The following is a 21,143-nucleotide window of genomic DNA, read 5'->3' on the forward strand; positions in this document are numbered from 1 at the left end:
GGACGGTGGAGGACAGGCTGCCATCCTGGCGCCCCGATGCTCCCTTTAAGCACCATTCCGCCCCGGCCGCACGGCCGGGCCGTCCCGCGACGCCCCGGGCCCCTCCGGTGCCCAGGATGCCGACTGCCCCCATGCCGATCGCCCCCATGACGCGCTCCGCCCTCCCTTCCCCCCATCCGCGCCACGCCTGGACCGCCCGGGACTTCTGGCTGGCGCTCGCCGCCGTCCTGCTGTTCTGGGCCGCGGCGGCCGCGGTCTGGCCTCTCACCGGCGCGGTGGTGCCGTGGGATTCCAAGAACCACTTCTACCCGATGCTGCGCTACCTCGGCGCGGCGCTGGCGAACGGCGAACTGCCGCTCTGGAACCCCTACCACTTCGCCGGCCACCCCTCGGTGGCGGATCCGCAATCGCTCCTCTTCACCCCGACCATGCTGTTCTTCGCGTGGCTCGACCCCTCCCCGTCGATGGAGCTGTTCGACGCGGTGGTGTTCGCCCACCTGATCCCCGGCGCGGTCGCGACGCTGCTGCTCTTTCGCCGCCGCGGCTGGCACCCGGTCGGCGCGGTGGCGGCCGCGATGGTGTTCGTGCTCGGCGGCTCGGCCTCGGCCCGGCTGCAGCATACCGGCATGATCATCTCGTACGGCTTCGTGCCCCTGGCCTGGTGGCTGCTGGAGGAGGCGCTGGCGCGCCGCTCCTACGCGTTCGGCCTCGCCTTCGCGGTGGTGGCCGCCGTGATGACCGTGGGGCGCGACCAGGTGGCGTTCCTGTGCGGCCTGAGCCTGATCGGCGTCGCGGTCCATGCGATCCTCACGGCACCGGCGCCGCTATCCTACCTGCGCGCCCGGATCGGGGTGCTCGCCGCGATGGGCGTGATCGGGGGCGCGCTCCTCGCCGTGCCCTCGCTCCTCACCATGCAGTTCCTGATGACCTCGACCCGGCCGTCCTTCGGCTACGGCGCGGCCATCATGGGCTCGCTGCCGCCGTCGAGCTTCGCCACCGCGCTCTTCGCCGACGTGTTCGGCTCCCTGCGCTGGACCTACGATTACTGGGGTCCCGACTGGCAGTCGATGGACGGCAACACCTGGACCGACCGGGCGGTGAACTACCTCTTCGCCGGCACCCTGCCGGCCCTGCTGATCCTGTGGCACGGCATCGCCGGCGGTCGCCTCGCCGCCCGCGAGGTCCGCTATCCGGTCATCGTGCTCGCGGCCGCGATCCTGTACGCGCTCGGGCGCTACACCCCGGTCTTCGCGCCGATCTTCGACCACTTCCCCGGCGTCGATCTCTACCGCCGGCCCGCGGACGCGACCTTCGTCGTCAATATCGGGCTCGCGCTCACCGCCGGATACCTCGTCCACCGCTACGTCGTGGAAGGCGCGCCCCGGCTGCGGACCGGCCTTCTCGCGCTCCGTGTCGCCCGGCCGGCGCTGGCGGTGGCGGCCGTCGGCGGCATCCTGTTCGTGTCCTACGCCTATGCGGCGAAGGCCCACCATCTGCCCGACGCGCTGCGCGACGGCCTGATCGGCACCGGGATCGCGCTGGCCGCCGTGGCGGCGATGCTGTGGGCGGGCCCACGCCGCCGGGCGCTCGCCGCCGCCGGCCTCGTCGCGCTGCTCGGCGCCGAGCTCGTCTGGCGCAACGCCGGCAACTCGCTCAACGCCGAGCCGGCGGGGCGCTACGCGGTGTTCCAGCAATTGCCGCCCGAGCAGCTCCAGGGGCTGACGCTTCTCAAGGCCGAGCTCGACGCGCGCCACGCCAAGGGCGAGCATCCGCGGGTCGAGATCCTGGGCCTCGGCGGCGCCTGGCAGAACGCCTCGATGGTGCTCGGGCTCGAGGACACGATCGGCTACAACCCGCTGCGCCTCGCCGATTACGAGCGCGCCGTCGGCCCGGGCGAGAACGCCGCCGACCCGAACCTGCGCCAGTTCCCGGGCCTCTTTCGCGGCTACCGCTCGCGGCTCGCGAGCCTGCTCGGGCTCGAATACCTCGTCCTCGACCGGCCGGCCGACCGCCTGCCGAAGCACTTCCCGCAGCTGACCGGCGCCAAGCTCCTCTACGGCTCGGGCCAGATGTGGATCTACCGCCTCGATCCGGCCAAGCCCCGGGCCTACCTGGCGACCCGCCTCGTCCCGGTCGATTCCGAGAGCGTCCTCGACCAGGACGAGCTGCCCGAGTTCGAGGGCAGCGAGACCGCCCTCGTCGACCGCGACAGCGTGCCGAAGATCACGGGCGAGTTCGGCCTCAAGGACCCGGCGGCGCCGGTCGTCGCGGCCAAGGGTACGGCGACGATCCTGGCCTATCGCCGCAATGTCGTCACCGTGGAGGTCGAGACCGACCGCGACAGCGTGCTGGTGCTGCACGACATCTTCTATCCGGGCTGGCAGGCCCGGGTCGACGGTGCCCGCCGCCCGATCCTGCGCACCAACCTGCTCTTCCGCGGGGTGGAGGTGCCGGCGGGCAAGCACGTGGTCGAGTTCAAGTTCCGCCCGCTCTCGGTCGGCAACCTGATGGCGGCGGCGAGCGAGCTCCTGACGAGGAACGACGATGAGACGGGCGAGACGGCGGTTCGGTGAGGCCCTGGCGCTGGCCGTCCTCTGGGGCGGTGCCGCCGCGGCCCAAAGCCCGGCCGTACCCCCGGCGCCCGCGCTGCCGCCCGGCGTGGCTCCCCAGGGCGTGACGCAGGGGCCGCCCCCGGCCCCGGCGCCCGCCGAGGCCAGCCTGTCCTTGCGGGCGGTGCTGACCAGCGAGGCCAAGCCCCTGCGCGGCGGCCTGACCTGGCGCATCTACGAGGACCGGCCGGAGGGCGGCAAGCCCGTGGTGCTCGCCCGCTCCGAGGAGGCGCAGCCGACCTTCCGGCTGCCGCCCGGCAGCTACCTCGCCAACGTCACCTACGGTTTCGTCAGCACCTCGAAGCGCGTGACCCTGAATTCGGGGGCGGCGAGCGACCAGCTCACCGTCAATGCCGGCGCACTGCGCCTCTCGGGTGCGGTCGGCGAGGCGAAGATCCAGCCGGGCCAGCTCGCCTTCGCGGTCTTCGTGCCGATCGGCAACAACCCGGAGGGGCGGCTCGTGCGCGACGGCGTCAAGGCCGGCGAGATCGTGCGCCTGCCCGAGGGCACCTATCACGTCGTCTCGACCTGGGGCGATTCGAACGCGATCCAGCGCGCCGACCTGAAGGTCGAGAACGGCCGGCTCACCGACGCGACCCTCAACCATCGCGCCGCCACCGTGACCCTGAAGCTCGTCGCCGCCCCGGGCACCGAGGCCTTCGCGGGTACCGCCTTCAGCGTTCTGACGCCGGGCGGTGATACGATCCGCGAGGCGATCGGCGCCTTCCCGCAGGTGACGCTGGCCGAGGGTGAGTACCAGCTCATCGCCCGGCACGACGGCAAGGTCTACACCCAGGACTTCAAGGTCGAGAGCGGCGTCGACCGCGACATCGAGGCGATCGCCAAGGACCCCTGACCCGGGACGGCCGCGCGAAGACGGTTCCCTCGCCGGCGCAGGACTTAGGCCGCTCGGCGCACTAACGGTTAAGCCGAACGAGATGCGCCTCCGTCGCACCGGCAATGCGGCGGGGGAACCCCCGTGTTTAGACGGGCCGGTTATCCCGCCTTTAACGGCCTGACCCTACGGTCCGGCCATGCAACGCGCGCTTGGCATCATCCGTGACGAGAGGGGGTCGACCGCGGTCGAGTTCGCCCTGGTCGGCATGATGTTCCTGTCCGTGATCCTGTTCACGATGATCGTGGCGGAGATCCTGTACTTCGGCCAGAAGCTCGACTTCGCCACCGAGCAGGCGTCCCGGCAGGTGATCGTCGGCAAGGCGCAGACGCAGACGACGCCGCCCACCCTGGCGGACTTCACCCAGTCCCTGTGCGGCAAGCTCCCCGCCGCGATGTCCTGCAGCGACGTGATCGTGAACCTCTACGTCGTGCCGAAAGCGACGGCGCCGGGCTACTACGCCTACGTCAAGTCCGACCAGAGCGGCCTGACGTTGCCGGCGCTGACGCCGGGAAGCGGCCAGTTCACCCTCGGCAGCCAGGGCGACTACCAGTACCTGCAGGTCATCTACCCGGTGACCTTCCTGCCGTCGTTCATGACCGCCTGGCTCGACGGCTCGACGAAGTACAACGGCAAGCCGGCCTACCTGATCATCTCGACGGCCGCCTTCCGCGTCGAGAGCTTCTGATGCGGCCCGGTCCCATGTCCCGCATCCGGCGCTTCCGAGCCGCCGAGGACGGCCTCGCGGCCGTCGAGCTGGCGCTGATCATGCCGGTCATCCTGGTGATCATGCTCGGCGGCATCCAGGTCGTGTCGTACATCAACGCCGTGCGCAAGGTCGAGCTGGTGGTCCGCTCGATCAGCCAGATGATCTCCCAGACCCAGCCGCCGAACGGATCGACCGTCGCGATGGTCAACGCGGGCGACCTGCATTTCAGCTACGATTCCTCGCTGGTGCTGTTCCCGTATCTGATGGCCGAGGGACGACGCCGGGGCCAGGCGTGGTGGCAGGTCATCACGATCAACTACGCCAGCATCAAGTTCACCCAGACGGCGACGACCTGCACGGATTCGAGCGACCTGTCGGCCTGCTACCGCGCCGACGTGGTCTGGACCAGCACGGGCACGACCCAGCCCGCGACCGGGGTCGCCTACCGGCCTTGCGGCACGCCGCAGATCGCGGCGTCGAACACCGCCCCCCCGAGCCGCACCGCCCTGCCGCGCTCCCTGTTCGGGCCCGCGGCGGCGGTGGTGATCGACGTGGCCTTCACCTTCACGCCGACCTTCGGCGCCAATTACCTGCCCTCGCTGCGGATCGCCCGCACGGCCTACATCCAGCCGCGCTACGCGACGCTCGTCGATTTCGACACCACCAACAACGACGGAATCGCCTCGAAATGCTGACCTCCGCATCCCGGTTCGCCGCCGCGGCGGCATCGTTCCGCCGCTGCCGCAACGGCGGCATCAACATGCTGTTCGGGCTCAGCCTGATCCCGATGGTCGGCCTGATCGGGCTCGGGGTCGATTACGGCGTCGCGGTGACGAACCGCTCGCGGCTCGACCGGGCGGCCGATGCCGCCGCCCTCGCCGCGATCGTGACCGCCAAGACCTACATCGCCGCCAACTCGTCGCAGAGCGGCGTGCTCGACGCCGCCAAGGCAGCGGGTCGGACCCAGGCGGTCAACAGCTTCAACATCAACGTCGGCAACGTGCCCCTCGGCAGTGCAAACCTGCAGACGCCGGATGTCCAGATCGTTGGCCAGACCATCACCGCCAAGATCACCTACACGGCAACGATCCAGAACAGCTTCTCGAAGCTCTTCCTGGTACCGACCACGACGGTGGGCAACACGGTGACCGCCTCGGTCGACCTGCCGAGCTATTTCGATTTCTACCTGATGGTCGACGTGTCGGGATCGATGGGCCTGCCCACGACGGCGAGCGGCATGACGCAGCTCGCCAAAGACAACGACGACATGTACAGCGACTACAAGCAGGGCTGCCAGTTCGCCTGTCATTTCCCCGGCTACAAGGGCTGGGGCCTGGCGGCGGGCAAGATCCAGCTGCGCTCCGATGCGGTGAACAACGCGGTCTGCGCGCTCCTGCAGCGGGCCACCTTCCCGGTGGTGCCGAACCAGTACCGGATCGGCATTTACCCGTTCATCAACCAGCTCGCGACCCTGGCCGGCATCACTGGCGACGTGAACGCGCTGAAGACGTCCGCCCAGTGCGCCAATTCCTGGCCGCTCGCCTTCACCAACCTCCTCGATACCGGCGCGACCCAGCTCAACAGCCCCGGCGACCCGACCACCGGCGTCGGCTCGGGCGGCACGCATTTCGAGGTCGCCTTCCCGCAGATGAAGGCGATCGTCGGCCAGAACGGCTACGGCGACGGATCGACGAGCACGAGCCGCAAGCCGTTCGTCTTCCTCGTCACCGACGGCATGCAGAACGGCCAGCACTTCTTCGTCAAGCCGGGCACGCAATACGCCTATCCGGGCAACCCGTCGAAGTTCACGGGCTGGGGCAATGCCAATTGGGACGGCTCGCAGCCGTCGCAGATCGACGCGAAGAACTGCGATGCCCTGAAGGCCGCCGGGGCGACGATCTCGGTCCTCTACATTCCGTACAACCAGATCTCGTTCACCGACAAGGGCGGCGGCATCGCCTGGGAGAACAACCGGGTCAACGGCTTCAGCCCGACGCTGGCGGCACCGCTCCAGGCCTGTGCCTCTGGGACGAACTACTTCAGGACCGCCAATTCTCCCGACGACATCACCGCCGCCCTCAAGGCGATGTTCGACCAGGCGCTCAAGGTCGCCCGCCTGACGCAGTGACGGGCCGCATGCCCGCGAGGAACAACGCCACTGCCGCCCGGCGGCGCGCCTCCTGCGCCTCCGGGTCGATGGCGATGCCATAGAGCGCCTGCCGCGAGGCCTTGCCGAGCACCAGGTTGAGGAAGAGGTCGGCGGCGATCTCCGGATCCTCGACGGCGATCTGGCCCTGCTCGGCCAGGACCGCGAGCAGGCGCGCCACCGCCCGCACGCCGCGCAGCCAGCCCTCCTCGTAGGCGAGCCGCGCGAGGTCGGGGAAGTGCAGCGCCTGCGCGACGATGCAGCGGTTGAGCGCGGCCGCTCCCGGCGCCTGGGCCCGGGCGAGCAGGACCCGGCTCAGTTCGTCCAGGACCTCCCCGGCCGGCCGGGACGCGCCCTGCGCCCCTTGCGCCTCTGCCGCCGCGGAGAGCGGGGCCAGCCAGTCCCGGATCCGCTCCTCCAGCACCGCCGCGAACAAGGCACGCTTGTCGCGGTAGCGGGCGTAGAGCGTCGGCTTGCTCACGCCCGCCGCCTGCGCGACCGCGTCGATCGAGGTCGCGTCGAAGCCCTGCTCCATGAATAGCTGCGTCGCGACGGCGACGAGCCGCGCGTCGCGGCGCGCCGCCTCCTCGCGGGTCGGGCGCCCACCGCCGCGCCGACCTGCATCCCTCGCATCGGCGAGCGTCGCGGGATTCATGGGTCGTCTCCTTGCTCGATCGCCGAGACCGGCCTATCACAACGATACCGTATCGTTTCATTAACGGCCAGCCGTCATGCAGCACGATCCTGCGCCTTCCCCGACGCCCTCCAAGCGGCGCAGAGGACGGCTCGTCCTCGGCCTCGCCCTGCTCGCGGCCCTGGGCGGCGGCGGCAGCTATGGCTGGCACTGGTGGACGGTCGGGCGCTTCCTCGAGACGACGGAGGACGCCTACCTCCAGGCCGACAAGGTCACGGTCGCGCCCCGCATCGCCGGCACCGTCGCCGCGGTGCTCGTCGGCGACAACCAGGCGGTGAAGGCCGGCGCGATCCTGGCCCGCCTCGACGACCGCGAGTACCGGGTGGCGTTGAAGCAGTCCGAGGCCGAGGTCGAGAAGGCCCGGGCCCAGATCCTCGGGACCGCGGCGGCGATCACCCAGGCCCAGGCCCAGGTCGAATCCGCCAAGGCCGAGATCGAGAACACCGAGGCCGGGCTCGATTTCTCGACCAAGGAGTACGACCGCTACAAGAACCTGCTCCAGACCGGTTCCGGCACGATGCAGCGCCAGCAGCAGGCCGATGCGGACCTGCGCCAGAAGCGGGCGGCGCGCGACAAGGCGGTGGCCTCGCTGCAAGCCTCGAAGAAGCAGGTCGAGAGCCTGCGCGCCCTGGAGGCCAGCGCCCGCGCCACCCTGGAGGGCGCGCAGGCCAAGGTCGAGCAGGCCCGGCTCAACCTCAGCTACACGACCGTGACCGCCCCGATCGACGGCACGGTCGGCGACCGCTCGCTACGGGTCGGGCAGTTCGTCTCGGCCGGCACCGGGCTCCTCACCGTGGTGCCGATGGGCCGCGACATCTACCTGGTGGCGAACTTCAAGGAGACCCAGACCGGCCACATGATCGAGGGCCAGCCGGTTACCTTCACGGTCGATGCGCTGGGCGAGCACGAATTCGGCGGCCGGATCGAGAGTTTCTCGCCCGGCACCGGCGCGCAATTCGCCCTGCTGCCCCCGGAGAACGCCACCGGCAACTTCACCAAGGTGGTGCAGCGCGTGCCCGTGCGCATTGCGCTCAACGCCGATGATCCCCTGCTGCCCCGCCTGCGCCCGGGCCTCTCGGTCGAGGCGACCGTGCACACCCACGGCCGGGTCGAGCCCGCCCCGGCGGACCGCCCGGCCGCCGCGCTCGTCAGCGAGGCGCTGCCGCGATGAGCGCCCCCGCGGTCAAGGCCAGCGGGCGCGACTGGCTCGCGGTGTTCGGGGCGATCCTCGGCGCCTTCACGGCGATCCTCGACATCCAGATCACCAACGCCTCGCTCTCCGACATCCAGGGCGCGCTCGGCGCCTCGACGGAGGAGGGCAGCTGGATCTCGACCGCCTACCTGATGGCCGAGATCATCGTGATCCCGCTCACCGGCTGGCTCTCCTCGGTGATCGGCCTGCGCCGCTACCTCGCGGTCAACACCATCCTGTTCACCGGCTTCTCGCTCGCCTGCGCGCTCTCGACGTCGTTGAGCCAGATGATTTTTTTTCGCGCCGGCCAGGGCTTCACCGGCGGGGTGCTGATCCCGACCGCGATCGTCATCGTGCGCACCCGCCTGCCGAAGAGCCAGCAGCCGGTCGGCATCGCACTGTTCGGCCTCACCGCCACCTTCGCGCCGGCCATCGGCCCGACGGTCGGCGGCTGGCTCACCGACAACCTGTCCTGGCACTACATCTTCTACCTGAACCTGATCTTCGGGCCGCTCGCCGCCGCGATCCAGCTCGGCGCCTTCGAATCGGTGCCGGCGCGTTGGGGCGAGCTCTTGAAGGGCGACTGGATCGGCATCGGCCTGATGGCGACCGGGCTGCCCGCCCTGACCTTCGTGCTGGAGGAAGGCCAGCGCAAGGACTGGTTCGGCTCGCCCATCATCGTCAAGGCGAGCCTGCTGGCGGTTCTCGGCATCTCCGGCTTCATCATCCGCGAACTGACCGCCGCGCGGCCCTTCATCAACCTCAGGGTGCTGGCCAACCGCTCGGTCGGCGGCGCCTGCGTGCTGATGACGGTGCTGGGCGCGGTCTCGTTCGGGTCGATCTACATCATCCCGGTCTATTGCGCCCAGATCCAGGGCTACAATGCCCAGCAGATCGGCTACGTGGTGATGTGGTCGGGCCTGCCGCAGCTCGTGCTGTTCCCGATGATGCCGCTGATCATGCGGGCGGTCGACGCGCGCCTCCTCGTCATCACCGGCACCTTGTTCTTCATCGCGAGCTGCTGGATCAACGTGGGTCTCACCCACGATGTCGGCGCCGACCAGCTGATCCTGCCGCAGCTGATGCGCGCCATCGGCCAGCCGCTCTTCACCATCCCGCTGTCCCAGCTCTCGACCGCGGGGCTGGCGCCGCGCGACACCGCGGACGCCTCGGCGCTCTCCAACATGATGCGCAACCTCGGCGGCTCGATCGGCATCGCCATGCTGTCGACGATGATCGACCGGCGCGAGCACATGCACTTCTCGGTGCTGGCCGAGGCGATCACCGTCAACGCCACCCGGACGCAGGCGCGGCTCGCGACGCTGGCGGCCGGCCTGCACGGCCACATCGCCGATCCGCTCGCCGCCAAGGCGGCGGCGGTGGGCATGCTGGCGCAACAGGTGCGGCGCGAGGCCTATGTCATGGCCTATGCGGACGGGTTCTGGCTCGTCGGGGTGAGCCTGGTCCTGAGCCTCGCGGTGGTGGCGGTGCTGAAGAAGCCGCCGAAGGTATCGGGGCCGGTCGAGGCGCATTGAGGCCGATCATGGTCACACGCCGGCCGGTGCGCGTGACCCCTCCCCCGCAGAGGCTAGCATGTTCACACATCTCGGTTTGAGCCCTTCTCCTTTTGAAGGTAGCGCGCCTCTCCTCCCCCTTGTGGGGAGGAGCCGGAGGTGGGGGTGGTGCCGGATAAGGCTCAGCGGTGCCTTCTGCACCACCCCCACGCGGGATCTTCGATCCCCATAGCCCCTCCCCACAAGGAGGAGGGGAAGCGCGCTTACTTTCGATGGGTTAGCATTCAGAGGAGAAGTGTGAATCCGCTAGCCCGCAGAGGGGGGAGGGTTCCGAGGGCGCGCTACGGCACCGGCGTTTCCCCGTGCTGCCCGTCGAGCGCCACGCCCTCGCTCGGCACGCTGTCGGCTACGGCCTGCGCCCGGCGCAAATCCGGAAAACTCGCCTCGGCGACGAGTTCGGCCAGGGCCTGATCGAGCGGCAGGGTGCGGCTCTGCGGGCTGCCCAGGCGGCGGATCGAGACGGTGCGCTCCTCGCCCTCCTTGCGGCCGACGACCAGCATCACCGGCACCTTGGCGTGGGAATGCTCGCGGACCTTGTAGTTGATCTTCTCGTTGCGAAGATCGGCCTCGGCCCGCAGGCCCGCCGCATCCGCCGCCCTCAACACCTCGCGAGCATAGGGGTCGGCCTCGCCGGTGATCGTCGCGACGACCACCTGGAGCGGCGCCAGCCAGAGCGGGAAGTGGCCGGCGAAATGCTCGATCAGGATGCCGGTGAAGCGCTCCATCGAGCCGCAGATCGCCCGGTGGACCATGACCGGGGTCTTCTTCTGCCCGTCGGCATCGACGAAGAAGGCGCCGAACCGCTCCGGCAGGTTGAAGTCGACCTGCGTCGTGCCGCATTGCCAGTCGCGGCCGATGGCGTCGCGCAGCACGTACTCGAACTTCGGGCCGTAGAAGGCGCCCTCCCCCGGGTTGATCGCGGTCTTGATCCGCCCGCCGGACTGCTCCTCGATCTGGGCCAGCACCCGGGTCATCACCTCCTCGGCATGGTCCCACAGGGCGTCCGAGCCGACGCGCTTCTCCGGCCGCGTCGAGAGCTTCACGACGATCTCGTCGAAGCCGAAATCGGCGTAGGTGGAGAGGATCAGGTCGTTGATCTTCAGGCACTCGGCGGCGAGCTGGTCCTCGGTGCAGAAGACGTGGGCGTCGTCCTGCGTGAAGGCGCGCACCCGCATCAGCCCGTGCAGCGCCCCCGAGGGCTCGTAGCGCGAGACCGCGCCGAACTCGGCCATGCGCAGCGGCAGGTCGCGGTACGACTTGAGCCCGTGCTTGAAGATCTGGACGTGGCCGGGGCAGTTCATCGGCTTGATCGCGAAGACGCGGTCGTCCTCGGTCTTCGTGACGAACATGTTCTCCCGGTACCAGTCCCAGTGGCCGGAGGTCTCCCATAAGGCCTTGTCGAGGATCTGCGGCGCGTTCACCTCGGCATAGTCGCCCTTCAGGCGCCGGCGCATATAGGCGATCAGCGACTGGAACAGCGTCCAGCCCTTCGGATGCCAGAACACCACGCCCGGCCCCTCCTCCTGGAAGTGGAAGAGGTCCATCTCGCGGCCGAGCTTGCGGTGGTCGCGGCGCTCGGCCTCGGCCAGGCGGTTCAGGTAGGCATCGAGGTCCGCCTGGTTCGCCCAGGCCGTGCCGTAGATCCGGCTCAGCATCGGCTTCGTCGAATCGCCGCGCCAATAGGCGCCCGCCACCTTCATCAGCTTGAAGGCACCGCCGATCTTGGCGGTCGAGGTCATGTGCGGGCCGCGGCAGAGGTCGAACCACTCGCCCTGGCGGTAGATCCGCAGGTCCTCGCCCGGCGGGATCGCGTCGACGAGCTCGACCTTGAAGTTTTCGCCCTTCTGCTCGAACAGCGTGCGCACGTCGTCGCGGGCCCAGACCTCCTTGGTGAAGGGAGCGTCGCGGGCGATGATCTCGCGCATCCGCGCCTCGATCGCCGGGAAATCGTCCGGCGAGAACGGGGTCTCGCGGTGGAAGTCGTAGTAGAAGCCGTTCTCGATCACCGGGCCGATCGTGACCTGCGTCTCGGGCCACAGCGACTGCACGGCCTCCGCCAGCACGTGGGCGCAATCGTGACGGATCAGCTCGAGCGCCCGCGGGTCGGTGCGGTCGAGGAACTCGATGCGGGCATCCTGGGCGATCGTGTCGTCGAGGTCGCGGACGGTCCCGTCGAGGGCCATGGCGACGGTGCGCTTGGCGAGCGACTTGGCGATGCCCTCGACGACGGCGCGGCCGGTGACGGCGCCGTCGAACGAACGGGTGGCGCCATCGGGGAATGTCAGGATCGGCATGGTCTTCAAAGGACTCCTCGGGGCTCACTCCTGCGCACGGTGCAGGTAAGCCGGGGGGTGGACACGAAGTCCGGCGGGCTCGATTCGGCCGCGCACCGGACCGGCGCCCTATACCAGCGATGACGGGACATGTCAGACACAGTTCCGCGCCTTCGCGCCCCTGGCTACCGTTAGCCCTCGACGCTCTCGCAGAGCGGCGGCGGGGCGTTGACCCCGCGCCAGCGGGCATAGGCCCAGGGGCGGTGCCAGGCTCCGGGCGGGAGCGTCTCGGGCACGAGGTCGATGCCGTGGGTGCCGAGCGGGCCGCAGCGGCAGATCCGGGCGAACCCCATCCAGCCGCCGGCCCACAGGCCGTGGCGCTGGATCGCCTCGTCGGTGTAGGCCGAGCAGGACGGCCAGTGCCGGCACTGGCGCCCGACGAGGCCCGACAGCGAGAGCTGGTAGCCGCGGATGGCGAGATGCGCCGCGCGGCGGGCCGGGCTCATGCCGGCACCGCCTCTTTCCTGGCGGCGATCTGGTCGAGCGCATCGACCACGGCGTCGAAGGTGAGCAGCGTCGAGGCGTGGCGGGCCTTGAAGTCCCGCACCGGCTCCAGCACGGCGAAGTCGGCGAACTTGCCCCCGGGCGCCGGGCCGCCCTCCTTGAGCATCCGCCGCACGGTGTCGCGCAACGCGCGCAGCTCGTCGGCGCTCGCCCCGACGGCATGGCGGGCCATCAGCGAGGAGGCGGCCTGGCCGAGCGCGCAGGCCTTCACGTCGTGGGCGAAGTCGGTGACCGTATCGCCCTCGGTGGCGAGGTCGACGGTCACGGTCGAGCCGCACAGCTTCGAATGCTTGGACGCGCTCGCTCCCGGCGCCGGCAACCGGCCGAGGCGGGGGATGTCCGCCGCAAGGGCAAGGATGCGGGCGTTGTAGATGTCGTCGAGCATGGCAGTCGTACTTTGGGCGAGAGGGGCCACCGGACTGACGAATCGGGCTTGACCGGACGGGTCCGACTTTGGCTTGACGGGCGGATGCATCGGGGCGCAAGGACCTGCCGCGCCCCCGGCGCATTGCGCGGCCGAGCCGGACCCGTGATATAGGCGGCGATGCCCGGTTCCGCGAGACGCGGCCGGGTCGCGGTGCGAATGACGCGACGGCAGGACGACCCCGACGAGCCGGATTTTCGGGTCGACACGATCTTGCCCACGATCTTGGAGGCGTGATGGACGCGGTGCTGAAGTCCTTGTCGGTCCGGGCCCCGGAGGCGGCCGACAAGCGCAGCGACGCCCCCCGGCCGGCGCCGGTCACCGAACGGCCGACCCGCCAGGAGGCCGAGGCCGCCGTGCGCACCCTGCTGCGCTGGGCCGGCGACGACCCGGACCGCGAGGGCCTGATCGAGACGCCCAAGCGCGTGGTGAAGGCCTACGAGCAGATCTTCGGCGGCTACCGCCAGGACGCCGACGCCATTCTCGACCGGGTGTTCGAGGAGGTCGAGGGCTATTCCGACATCGTGCTGGTGCGCGACATCCCGTTCCACTCCCATTGCGAGCACCACATGGTGCCGTTCATGGGCCACGCCCACATCGCCTACTATCCCCGCCGCGGCGTCGTCGGCCTCTCCAAGCTCGCCCGGGTGGTCGACACCTTCGCACGCCGCCTCCAGACCCAGGAGACGATGACCGCCCAGATCGCCGACGTCATCGATTCGGTGCTGCATCCCCGCGGCGTCGCCGTGATGGTGGAGGCCGAGCACCTGTGCATGGCGATGCGCGGCGTGCAGAAATCCGGCGTCTCGACCATCACCACCCAGTTCACCGGCGTCTTCAAGCAAGACCCGACCGAACAGGTCCGCTTCCTCACCCTCGTGCGCGACCGGCGATGACCCTGCTCCCCACCTTCGCCCCGCCCGGCTCCAAGCGCGAGCTGGAAGAAGGCGAGACCTTCACGCCGCGCTTCGGCCCGGACGGCCTGATCACTGCAGTCGCGGTCGATGCCGATACCGGCGAGATGCTGATGCTCGCCCACATGAACGCCGAGTCGCTGGCGCGCACGCTCGCCACCGGCGAGGCCTGGTACTGGTCGCGCTCGCGCGGGGAGCTCTGGCACAAGGGCGCCACCAGCGGGCAGATCCAGACGCTCGTCGAGATGCGGGTCGATTGCGACCAGGACGCGCTGCTGCTGCGGGTGCGCGTCGGTGGCGATGGCGGGTGCTGCCATACCGGGCGGCGGTCCTGCTTCTATCGGGGCGTGAGCTACGATCCCGAAAGCGGAGCGGTGACGCTGGTTCCCCGCGCTTCGTAGGGCACTGCGGCTCAACCCTCCCCCGCAGAGGGGGGAGGGTTTTTGGCGTTCAGCGCTTCAGCGCCGCCAATCCCTTCAGATAGATCTCCGGCAACCCGTTCTCCCGGCCCGCCGCGATCACGCCTTCCAGGTAGCCCGGTCGCGGCACGCCGCCATTGCCGCGGCCGAGATAGACCAGCGCCCGCCGCACCCCGCCCTCGGTCGAGACGGGCTGCTGCGCCTTGACGTAGAGCCCGCTCGCCACGCCCTCGTAGCGGTCGAGGGCGGGCACGTCGCTGAGCGCCAGATCCCACAGCACGCCCCAGACCGTGCCCGAAGGCCAGCGCTCCACCGAGGCGTAGCCCTCGCGCATGATCACCAGGCGGTGGCGGTTGAGCCGGCCGAGGCCGAGGACCCGCGAGGCGGGGCAGCGCCGGGCCATGGCGGCCCGGTCCATGTTGGAGCCGTAGGCGAAGTAGAGCGGCACGACCAACCGGTCAGGCGAATTCGAGGATCACCGCGTCGACCGCGAGGCTGTCGCCTTCCTTGGCCTGGATGGTCTGGACGGTGCCGTCGCGCTCGGCGCGCAGCACGTTCTCCATCTTCATCGCCTCGACGATCGCCAGCGGCTCGCCGGCCTTCACCTCTTGGCCGGGGGTGACCATGATGCTCTTCACCAGCCCCGGCATCGGGCAGAGCAGCTGCTTGCCCGAGCCGCCGACCTCCTTGACCGGCATCAGGGCGGCGAGTTCCGCCTCGCGCTTGGTATAGACTCGGGCCTCGGCGGCAGCGCCCGCGTGGTGCAGCAGCACGCCGTTCAGGAGGGACCGGACCTGAACCGCCGCCATCTCGCCGTCGATCAGGCCGGTCCAGACCGGCTCGCCCGGCAGCCAGTCGCTGTCGACCTGCCACTCGGTCCCGTCGGCGAAGGCGACCGAGACCCCGTCGTTGGTGGTCTCGACGATCGCCTCGAAGCGCTGGTCGCCGAGCATTACCACCCGCTCATGCTCGAAGCGCAGCAGGTAGGGCTCGCGCATCTGGCCCGAGATGCCGCGCTTGCGCTCGTTCTGCAGGTGGTCGATCGCAGCCGCCACCGCCGCCATCCGGCGCGCCACCTCGCCCTCGGGCTTCGGGGCCTCGAACCCGTTCGGAAACTCCTCGGCGATGAAGCCGGTGGAGAGCCGGCCCTCCTGCCAGCGCGGATGGTGCATCAGCGCCGAGAGGAACGGGATGTTGTGGCGGATGCCGTCGATCGCGAAGGCGTCGAGGGCCTGGGCCTGCGAAGCAATCGCCTCGGCGCGGGTCGGCGCCCAGGTGACGAGCTTGGCGATCATCGGGTCGTAGTGGATCGCGATCTCGCTCCCCTCCTCGACGCCGGTGTCGTTGCGCACGATCGCCTCGCCGAACTCGCCCTCCTCCGGCGGCCGGTAGGTGGTGAGCCGGCCGATCGAGGGCAGGAAGTTGCGGGTCGGATCCTCGGCGTAGACCCGGCTCTCCACCGCCCAGCCGTTGAGCTTCACGTCGTTCTGGGTGACCGGCAGCGTCTCGCCGGCGGCGACCCGGATCATCAGCTCGACGAGGTCGAGGCCGGTGATCATCTCGGTCACCGGGTGCTCGACCTGGAGCCGGGTGTTCATCTCGAGGAAGTAGAACGACTTGTCCTGTCCGGCGACGAACTCGACGGTGCCGGCGGAATCGTAGTTCACGGCCTTGGCCAGGGCCACGGCCTGCTCGCCCATCTTGCGGCGGGTGGCCTCGTCGAGGAGCGGCGAGGGCGCCTCCTCGATGACCTTCTGGTTGCGGCGCTGGATCGAGCACTCGCGCTCGCCGAGATAGACGACGTTGCCGTGCTTGTCGCCGATGACCTGGATCTCGATGTGGCGCGGATCGGTGATGAACTTTTCCACGAAGACCCGGTCGTCGCCAAAGGACGAGGCGGCCTCGGAGCGGGCGCGGGCAAAGCCCTCCGCGACTTCATCCGCCGAATGCGCGATGCGCATGCCCTTGCCGCCGCCACCGGCCGAGGCCTTGATCATCACCGGATAGCCGATCTCGTCGGCGATGGTGACGGCGTGCTCCGGGCTCTCGATCACCCCGAGGAAGCCCGGCACGGTCGAGACGCTTGCCGCGGAGGCCGCCTTCTTCGACTCGATCTTGTCGCCCATGGCGGCGATGGCGCCCGGGTTCGGGCCGATGAACACGATGCCGGCGGCTTCGAGCGCCTTCGGGAAGGCCTCGCGCTCGGAGAGGAAGCCGTAGCCGGGATGCACCGCTTGCGCGCCGGTCTGCTTGCAGGCCTCCACGATCTTGTCGATGACGAGGTAGGACTGGGCCGCGGCGGCCGGGCCGATATGCACCGCCTCGTCGGCCATGGCGACGTGCAGCGCGTCGCGGTCGGCGTCGGAATAGACCGCCACCGTCTTGATCCCCATCCGGCGCGCCGTCTTGATGATGCGGCAGGCAATCTCGCCGCGGTTGGCGATCAGGATCTTGTCGAACATCGGAGCGCGCACTCGAGCCTTGAGGAGAAGCCGGGCCGGGGTGGATCACACCCAAGCTCATCCCCGTTAAAGCATGGCGCGCGCGGCGCAAAGCCGGCTGTTCTCGGCCAAAGGGGCGAACCCCTTCACGCGGCCCAGCAGGGCGAAGCCCGTCGTCACGCGGCGCAGAAGGGCGGAGTCCGTCTTCATGCAGCAATGGCGTAGGCCAGGATCTCCTCCGCCTCGTCGCCCCCGGCCCGCGCCCGGTTGGCCTTGAGGGCAAAGCCGATCAGCACCGCGTCGTTGGTCTCGGCCTCGCGCACCACCTCGACGGCGATGCGGGCGCCGGTCGCGGTCGGCCCGCGGCCGCAACCGAGCGAGGCGGCGAGCCAGTGGGCGGTATCGGCGTCGATGTGCCCGGTCGGGCGCTCGCCCCAGACCGCGAAATCGACCACCGCGGCGACCAGCCAGTCGGCGAAGGCGGCGTCGGCCACCGGGACCGCCCGGTCGAGACCGAACAGCATGTCGGCCTCGTCGCGGCAGGTCAGCCCGTCGGGCAGTACGGTCCGGCCGAGCTCGCGCACGTCCTCCAGGCCGAGGGTGCCGGCCGCGAGGATACGGTTGCAGAAGTGTTGCAGCGAAGCGTTGATCATCTGCCTATGCCTCCTCGGCCTTTGTTGTGCCGGTGCTTGTCCCTGTGTGAGAAGGACTATGCGGGGCGGGAGGGCTTCGACAGGTTAACGGCGGGATCTGAATCCCTGTTCAGGTTAAAGCCCGGCAACGGGACGGCGTTTCCAAAGCGTTGCGCGGGTGGATCGACGGGAGCTGCGGGTCGCATGACCCCACGCGAAAGCTCTGGAGGCCGACGAGCGGGAGGTATATGCTTGGCATATGCCATTTCGAGGTGCCAGCATGGCGAGACCGACCCCGATACCGCAGGCGCGGGAGGTGAAGCTGTTCCGCAACAATCGCAGCCAGGCCGTGCGCATCCCGGCCGAATTCGCCTTGCCCGGGGACCGGGTCCGCATCAGCCGCGATGGCGACCGCCTCATCCTGGAGCCGATCGGCAAGAAGGACCTTCTGGAGGTCCTGGCGACCCTGGAGCCGATCGAGGAGGATTTCCCAGACTTCGACAAGACGCTGCCGCCCCTGGACGATGATCCGCTATGAGCGGCCCGCGCTTCCTGCTCGATACGAACATCCTCTCCGATCTGATCCGCAACCCGTCCGGTGCCGTGGCCCGGCAGATCGCACGGGTCGGCAGCAAAGGCATCGCGACGAGCATCGTCTCGGTCGCGGAACTCCGCTACGGCTGCGCGAAGCGGGGGTCGGCTCGCCTTCTCCGTCAGCTCGAAGCCGTGCTGGCAGCGATCGACGTGGTTCCGTTCGAGACTCCCGCCGATGTCATCTATGGAAGAATTCGCGCCGATCTCGAGGCTGCGGGTCGGCCGATCGGACCGAACGATCTCCTCATCGCGGCTCAGGCGCTCGCGCTCGAGGTTCCGCTCGTGACGGCGAACGAGGCGGAGTTTCGGCGTATCGGCGGGCTGTCGGTCGAGAACTGGCTCTGACGCAGCCCTGTGCCGTCACGCGGCGCGAAAGGGCGAAAGCCTGTCGTCACGCAGCGCAGCAGGGCGAAAGCCCGTCATCACGCGGCAATGGCGTAGGCCAGGATCTCCTCCGCCTCGTCGCCCCCGGCCCGCGCCCGGTTGGCCTTGAGGGCAAAGCCGATCAGCACCGCGTCGTTGGTCTCGGCCTCGCGCACCACCTCGACGGCGATGCGGGCGCCGGTCGCGGTCGGCCCGCGGCCGCAGCCGAGCGAGGCGGCGAGCCAGTGGGCGGTATCGGCGTCGATGTGCCCGGTCGGGCGCTCGCCCCAGACCGCGAAATCGACCACCGCGGCGACCAGCCAGTCGGCGAAGGCAGCGTCGGCCACCGGGACCGCCCGGTCGAGGGCGAACAGCATGTCGGCCTCGTCGCGGCAAGTCAGCCCGTCGGGCAGCACGGTCCGGCCGAGCTCGCGCACGTCCTCGAGGCCGAGGGTGCCGGCAGCCAGGATACGGTTGCAGAAGTGTTGCAGCGAAGCGTTGATCATCTGCCTATGCCTCCCCGGCCTTTGTTGTGCCGGTGCTTGTCCCTGTGTGAGAAGGACTATGCGGGGCGGGAGGGCTTCGACAGGTTAACGGCGGGATCTGAATCCTTGTTCAGGTTAAAGCCCGGCAACGGGATGGCGTTGCCAAAGCGTTGCGAGGAACGGGCGATTGCGATCCGGCATGGTCCCCGGCAGACCGGATCGTCTGCCGGGAAGCGGCCCCATACGAGGCCTGATCAAGAGGAGCCGTCCTACCGCACGATCACCTTCGCGTCCGCGCCGACCCGGTTGTACAGGTCGACCACGTCGATGTTGCGCATGCGGATGCAGCCGGAGGAGGCCGCCTGGCCGATCCGCTCCGGCTCGTTGGTGCCGTGGATGCGGTAGAGCGTGTCCTTGCCGGTACCGTCCGCCAGGTAGAGGGCGCGGGCGCCGAGAGGGTTGGCGGGACCGCCCTGCATCGCGTGGACGTGGGGCCAGCGCTTGATCATCTCGGCCGGCGGGTGCCAGTCCGGCCAAGCGGCCTTGCGGAAGATCCGCGCCGTGCCGGACCAGCCATAGGCCTCGTCGCCCACGGTGACGCCGTAGCGGATCGCCTTGCGGTCGGGCAGGACATAGTAGAGCTGGCGCTCCTTCGTCTCGACCACGATGGTGCCGGGGGCCTCGGCCGTAGGATCCTCGATCATGTAGCGGGCGAAGCGCCGGTCGACCTCGGGCTCCGGCACCATCGCCATCCACTCCTTGTCCCGGGCCGACAATTCGGGATCGGGCGTGGCGCGATACATGCAGCCCGGCAGCGCCAGGAGGGCCCCCGTCAGAACGAGCGCGAGGGCGGGGCGGGGGCGGCGCATCGGGGAAAAACCTTGTCGAGCAGGCGAATCAGTCGTCCTCGACGGTAAAGCGTGGCCTTTGGCGCGCGAAGCGAAGAGGCGCGCCGCTGTGCACGATGCCGGCCGTGTGTTGCGTCGGGGCCATGGCCCTGCCACGGTGCTCCCCAGGGATGGGCCGTCGCACGACCGGCCCGGGGGAACGCGCGAAGCGGGCACGATGACGACGCTCTATCTCTGCCATCCGGCTTCCCTCGACCACGACACGCCGCCGGGCCACCCCGAGCGGGCCGACCGAATCCGGGTGATCGAGCGGGCCCTGGAGGACGAGCGCTTCGCGGCTCTCGTGCGCGAGCAGGCGCCGCTCGCCGACCTCTCGGTCGCGGGGCTCGCCCACCCGGAGAACTACGTCGCGGCCATCGCCGCCGTGGCGCCGGACGAGGGGCTGGTCGGCATCGATTCCGACACCGTGATGTCCCCGGGCTCGCTGGAGGCGGCGCGCCGGGCGCTCGGGGCCGCGGTGCGGGCGGTCGACGAGGTGATGGAGGGCCGCGTCGCCAACGCCTTCGCGGCGATGCGCCCGCCCGGCCACCACGCCGAGCGCGAGCGCGCCATGGGCTTCTGCCTGTTCAACACCGCCGCGGTGGCGGCCCGCCACGCGCGCCGGCACCACGGCGCCGCCCGGGTGGCGCTGGTCGATTGGGACGTCCACCACGGCAACGGCTCGCAGGACATCTTTTGGGACGATCCGAGCGTGCTCTACGCCTCGACCCACCAGATGCCGCTGTTTCCCGGCACCGGCGCGCCCTCCGAGCGCGGCGAGCACGACACCATCGTCAACGTGGCGCTGCATGCGGGGGACGACGGCGACACCTTCCGGGAGGCCTTCAGCCACGGCGTGCTGCCGCGCCTCGAGGCGTTCCGCCCCGACCTGATCGTGATCTCGGCCGGGTTCGACGCCCATTGGCGCGATCCTCTCGCCAACCTGAAGCTCACCGAGGCCGACTTCGCCTGGGCGACCCGGGCCGTGATGGAGATCGCCGACCGCCGCTGCGGCGGCCGGGTCGTCTCGCTGCTCGAAGGCGGCTACGATCTCATCGGCCTGTCGAAGTCGGTCGCCGCCCATGTCGAGACCCTGATGGGGCGGTGAGAGCGGGGGCGATCCGCGCCGCCCGTCGGATCGGCCCGGTCTCGACGACGCACCGCGACAGCCGGGGCTCGCCACGGACCGGAATCCCGGTCGCCCGAACACGAATGTCGCGAATCGACTGCAGCGTCCGCTCCTCCCTCCCCCGTGCCGTCGTCAGCCGGGAGTTTCGAACCCCCTTGAAACGGGCCCGGGAGGATACCGAGGACGGCCATAGGCCGGA

Annotated in this window: 21 protein-coding genes; 12 read left to right on the top strand and 9 right to left on the bottom strand. The window is 69.9% G+C overall.

Annotation, left to right across the window (positions count from 1 at the left end):
* The first annotated feature begins 131 nt into the window (after positions 1 to 131).
* The 5 genes from QR78_RS13910 (at position 132) to QR78_RS13930 (ending at position 6,341) form a co-directional block, all read left to right on the top strand.
* On the top strand, positions 132 to 2,573 hold the full coding sequence (locus tag QR78_RS13910; RefSeq protein WP_244278478.1) for a glycosyltransferase family protein: 2,442 nt from the start codon (positions 132 to 134) through the stop codon (positions 2,571 to 2,573).
* On the top strand, positions 2,545 to 3,465 hold the full coding sequence (locus tag QR78_RS13915) for a hypothetical protein (protein WP_048428130.1): 921 nt from the start codon (positions 2,545 to 2,547) through the stop codon (positions 3,463 to 3,465). The genes QR78_RS13910 and QR78_RS13915 overlap by 29 nt, the downstream gene beginning before the upstream one ends.
* Positions 3,466 to 3,643: 178 nt before the next feature.
* On the top strand, positions 3,644 to 4,192 hold the full coding sequence (locus QR78_RS13920; RefSeq protein WP_048428131.1) for a TadE/TadG family type IV pilus assembly protein: 549 nt from the start codon (positions 3,644 to 3,646) through the stop codon (positions 4,190 to 4,192).
* On the top strand, positions 4,192 to 4,908 hold the full coding sequence (locus tag QR78_RS13925; RefSeq protein WP_048428132.1) for a TadE/TadG family type IV pilus assembly protein: 717 nt from the start codon (positions 4,192 to 4,194) through the stop codon (positions 4,906 to 4,908). The genes QR78_RS13920 and QR78_RS13925 overlap by 1 nt, the downstream gene beginning before the upstream one ends.
* Complete coding sequence (locus QR78_RS13930) at positions 4,902 to 6,341, top strand: pilus assembly protein TadG-related protein (RefSeq protein ID WP_048428133.1); 1,440 nt, start codon at positions 4,902 to 4,904, stop codon at positions 6,339 to 6,341. The genes QR78_RS13925 and QR78_RS13930 overlap by 7 nt, the downstream gene beginning before the upstream one ends.
* On the opposite strand, the gene QR78_RS13935 is transcribed toward QR78_RS13930, so the two are convergent.
* On the bottom strand, positions 6,316 to 7,014 hold the full coding sequence (locus QR78_RS13935) for a TetR/AcrR family transcriptional regulator (RefSeq protein ID WP_048428134.1): 699 nt from the start codon (positions 7,012 to 7,014) through the stop codon (positions 6,316 to 6,318). The genes QR78_RS13930 and QR78_RS13935 overlap by 26 nt on opposite strands.
* Positions 7,015 to 7,090: 76 nt before the next feature.
* On the opposite strand from QR78_RS13935, the gene QR78_RS13940 reads away from it, so the two are divergent.
* Both QR78_RS13940 and QR78_RS13945 read left to right on the top strand, forming a co-directional pair.
* Positions 7,091 to 8,224 (top strand): HlyD family secretion protein, encoded by a 1,134-nt coding sequence (locus QR78_RS13940; protein ID WP_048428135.1) that lies wholly within the window; start codon positions 7,091 to 7,093, stop codon positions 8,222 to 8,224.
* A complete protein-coding gene (locus QR78_RS13945; protein ID WP_048428136.1) occupies positions 8,221 to 9,780 on the top strand; it encodes a DHA2 family efflux MFS transporter permease subunit in 1,560 nt (519 codons plus the stop codon). The genes QR78_RS13940 and QR78_RS13945 overlap by 4 nt, the downstream gene beginning before the upstream one ends.
* A 320-nt stretch (positions 9,781 to 10,100) precedes the next feature.
* Here the strand turns inward: QR78_RS13945 and thrS are convergent, their stop codons facing one another.
* The 3 genes from thrS to QR78_RS13960 all read right to left on the bottom strand — a co-directional run bounded on the left by thrS (position 10,101) and on the right by QR78_RS13960 (position 13,041).
* A complete protein-coding gene (gene thrS, locus QR78_RS13950; protein WP_048428161.1) occupies positions 10,101 to 12,113 on the bottom strand; it encodes a threonine--tRNA ligase in 2,013 nt (670 codons plus the stop codon).
* Positions 12,114 to 12,283: 170 nt separating this feature from the next.
* A complete protein-coding gene (gene yidD, locus QR78_RS13955; protein ID WP_048428137.1) occupies positions 12,284 to 12,598 on the bottom strand; it encodes a membrane protein insertion efficiency factor YidD in 315 nt (104 codons plus the stop codon).
* A complete protein-coding gene (locus QR78_RS13960) occupies positions 12,595 to 13,041 on the bottom strand; it encodes an iron-sulfur cluster assembly scaffold protein (protein ID WP_048428138.1) in 447 nt (148 codons plus the stop codon). Before QR78_RS13960 ends, yidD begins: the two co-directional genes overlap by 4 nt.
* A gap of 275 nt (positions 13,042 to 13,316) precedes the next feature.
* Here QR78_RS13960 and folE point away from each other — a divergent pair, with 275 nt between their 5' ends.
* Both folE and hisI read left to right on the top strand, forming a co-directional pair.
* Positions 13,317 to 13,976 (top strand): GTP cyclohydrolase I FolE, encoded by a 660-nt coding sequence (gene folE / locus QR78_RS13965; RefSeq protein WP_048428139.1) that lies wholly within the window; start codon positions 13,317 to 13,319, stop codon positions 13,974 to 13,976.
* Positions 13,973 to 14,395: a phosphoribosyl-AMP cyclohydrolase gene (gene hisI, locus QR78_RS13970; RefSeq protein WP_048428140.1), complete on the top strand. Its 423-nt coding sequence runs from the start codon at positions 13,973 to 13,975 to the stop codon at positions 14,393 to 14,395. Before folE ends, hisI begins: the two co-directional genes overlap by 4 nt.
* A 49-nt stretch (positions 14,396 to 14,444) precedes the next feature.
* Here the strand turns inward: hisI and QR78_RS13975 are convergent, their stop codons facing one another.
* The 3 genes from QR78_RS13975 to QR78_RS13985 form a co-directional block, all read right to left on the bottom strand.
* The gene (locus QR78_RS13975) at positions 14,445 to 14,861 is read right to left on the bottom strand and encodes a gamma-glutamylcyclotransferase family protein (protein WP_048428162.1); all 417 of its coding nucleotides are present in this window, start codon (positions 14,859 to 14,861) and stop codon (positions 14,445 to 14,447) included.
* A gap of 10 nt (positions 14,862 to 14,871) precedes the next feature.
* A complete protein-coding gene (locus QR78_RS13980; RefSeq protein WP_048428141.1) occupies positions 14,872 to 16,875 on the bottom strand; it encodes an acetyl-CoA carboxylase biotin carboxylase subunit in 2,004 nt (667 codons plus the stop codon).
* Between the two features lie 185 nt (positions 16,876 to 17,060).
* The gene (locus QR78_RS13985) at positions 17,061 to 17,507 is read right to left on the bottom strand and encodes a hypothetical protein (protein WP_048428142.1); all 447 of its coding nucleotides are present in this window, start codon (positions 17,505 to 17,507) and stop codon (positions 17,061 to 17,063) included.
* Between the two features lie 259 nt (positions 17,508 to 17,766).
* Here QR78_RS13985 and QR78_RS13990 point away from each other — a divergent pair, with 259 nt between their 5' ends.
* Positions 17,767 to 18,024, top strand: a complete 258-nt coding sequence (locus tag QR78_RS13990) for an AbrB/MazE/SpoVT family DNA-binding domain-containing protein (RefSeq protein ID WP_048428143.1) — start codon at positions 17,767 to 17,769, stop codon at positions 18,022 to 18,024.
* Positions 18,021 to 18,425: a type II toxin-antitoxin system VapC family toxin gene (locus QR78_RS13995; protein ID WP_048428144.1), complete on the top strand. Its 405-nt coding sequence runs from the start codon at positions 18,021 to 18,023 to the stop codon at positions 18,423 to 18,425. The genes QR78_RS13990 and QR78_RS13995 overlap by 4 nt, the downstream gene beginning before the upstream one ends.
* A 77-nt stretch (positions 18,426 to 18,502) precedes the next feature.
* Here QR78_RS13995 and QR78_RS14000 read toward each other — a convergent pair whose 3' ends face one another.
* Both QR78_RS14000 and QR78_RS14005 read right to left on the bottom strand, forming a co-directional pair.
* Entirely contained in the window at positions 18,503 to 18,949 is a 447-nt protein-coding gene (locus tag QR78_RS14000; protein ID WP_048428145.1) for a hypothetical protein, read from the bottom strand.
* 248 nt (positions 18,950 to 19,197) lie between these two features.
* Positions 19,198 to 19,797 carry a L,D-transpeptidase gene (locus tag QR78_RS14005; protein WP_048428146.1) on the bottom strand — a complete coding sequence of 200 codons (600 nt, stop codon included), beginning with the start codon at positions 19,795 to 19,797 and terminating at the stop codon, positions 19,198 to 19,200.
* A 196-nt stretch (positions 19,798 to 19,993) separates the two neighbouring features.
* On the opposite strand from QR78_RS14005, the gene QR78_RS14010 reads away from it, so the two are divergent.
* Positions 19,994 to 20,923, top strand: coding sequence for a histone deacetylase family protein (locus QR78_RS14010; protein WP_048428147.1), 930 nt, complete (start codon positions 19,994 to 19,996; stop codon positions 20,921 to 20,923).
* The last annotated feature ends 220 nt before the right edge of the window (positions 20,924 to 21,143 follow it).

Origin of the sequence: Methylobacterium indicum (assembly GCF_001043895.1) — a bacterium.
In the GTDB taxonomy this organism is placed as follows: domain Bacteria; phylum Pseudomonadota; class Alphaproteobacteria; order Rhizobiales; family Beijerinckiaceae; genus Methylobacterium; species Methylobacterium indicum.

Excerpts from the sequence above, each read along its gene's own strand:
- QR78_RS13910 (WP_244278478.1), top strand. The coding sequence starts at position 132 with ATGCCGATCGCCCCCATGACGCGCTCCGCCCTCCCTTCCCCCCATCCG.
- QR78_RS13915 (WP_048428130.1), top strand. The coding sequence starts at position 2,545 with ATGAGACGGGCGAGACGGCGGTTCGGTGAGGCCCTGGCGCTGGCCGTC.
- QR78_RS13920 (WP_048428131.1), top strand. The coding sequence starts at position 3,644 with ATGCAACGCGCGCTTGGCATCATCCGTGACGAGAGGGGGTCGACCGCG.
- QR78_RS13925 (WP_048428132.1), top strand. The coding sequence starts at position 4,192 with ATGCGGCCCGGTCCCATGTCCCGCATCCGGCGCTTCCGAGCCGCCGAG.
- QR78_RS13930 (WP_048428133.1), top strand. The coding sequence starts at position 4,902 with ATGCTGACCTCCGCATCCCGGTTCGCCGCCGCGGCGGCATCGTTCCGC.
- QR78_RS13935 (WP_048428134.1), bottom strand. The coding sequence starts at position 7,014 with ATGAATCCCGCGACGCTCGCCGATGCGAGGGATGCAGGTCGGCGCGGC.
- QR78_RS13940 (WP_048428135.1), top strand. The coding sequence starts at position 7,091 with ATGCAGCACGATCCTGCGCCTTCCCCGACGCCCTCCAAGCGGCGCAGA.
- QR78_RS13945 (WP_048428136.1), top strand. The coding sequence starts at position 8,221 with ATGAGCGCCCCCGCGGTCAAGGCCAGCGGGCGCGACTGGCTCGCGGTG.
- thrS (WP_048428161.1), bottom strand. The coding sequence starts at position 12,113 with ATGCCGATCCTGACATTCCCCGATGGCGCCACCCGTTCGTTCGACGGC.
- yidD (WP_048428137.1), bottom strand. The coding sequence starts at position 12,598 with ATGAGCCCGGCCCGCCGCGCGGCGCATCTCGCCATCCGCGGCTACCAG.
- QR78_RS13960 (WP_048428138.1), bottom strand. The coding sequence starts at position 13,041 with ATGCTCGACGACATCTACAACGCCCGCATCCTTGCCCTTGCGGCGGAC.
- folE (WP_048428139.1), top strand. The coding sequence starts at position 13,317 with ATGGACGCGGTGCTGAAGTCCTTGTCGGTCCGGGCCCCGGAGGCGGCC.
- hisI (WP_048428140.1), top strand. The coding sequence starts at position 13,973 with ATGACCCTGCTCCCCACCTTCGCCCCGCCCGGCTCCAAGCGCGAGCTG.
- QR78_RS13980 (WP_048428141.1), bottom strand. The coding sequence starts at position 16,875 with ATGTTCGACAAGATCCTGATCGCCAACCGCGGCGAGATTGCCTGCCGC.
- QR78_RS13985 (WP_048428142.1), bottom strand. The coding sequence starts at position 17,507 with ATGATCAACGCTTCGCTGCAACACTTCTGCAACCGTATCCTCGCGGCC.
- QR78_RS13990 (WP_048428143.1), top strand. The coding sequence starts at position 17,767 with ATGGCGAGACCGACCCCGATACCGCAGGCGCGGGAGGTGAAGCTGTTC.
- QR78_RS13995 (WP_048428144.1), top strand. The coding sequence starts at position 18,021 with ATGAGCGGCCCGCGCTTCCTGCTCGATACGAACATCCTCTCCGATCTG.
- QR78_RS14000 (WP_048428145.1), bottom strand. The coding sequence starts at position 18,949 with ATGATCAACGCTTCGCTGCAACACTTCTGCAACCGTATCCTGGCTGCC.
- QR78_RS14005 (WP_048428146.1), bottom strand. The coding sequence starts at position 19,797 with ATGCGCCGCCCCCGCCCCGCCCTCGCGCTCGTTCTGACGGGGGCCCTC.
- QR78_RS14010 (WP_048428147.1), top strand. The coding sequence starts at position 19,994 with ATGACGACGCTCTATCTCTGCCATCCGGCTTCCCTCGACCACGACACG.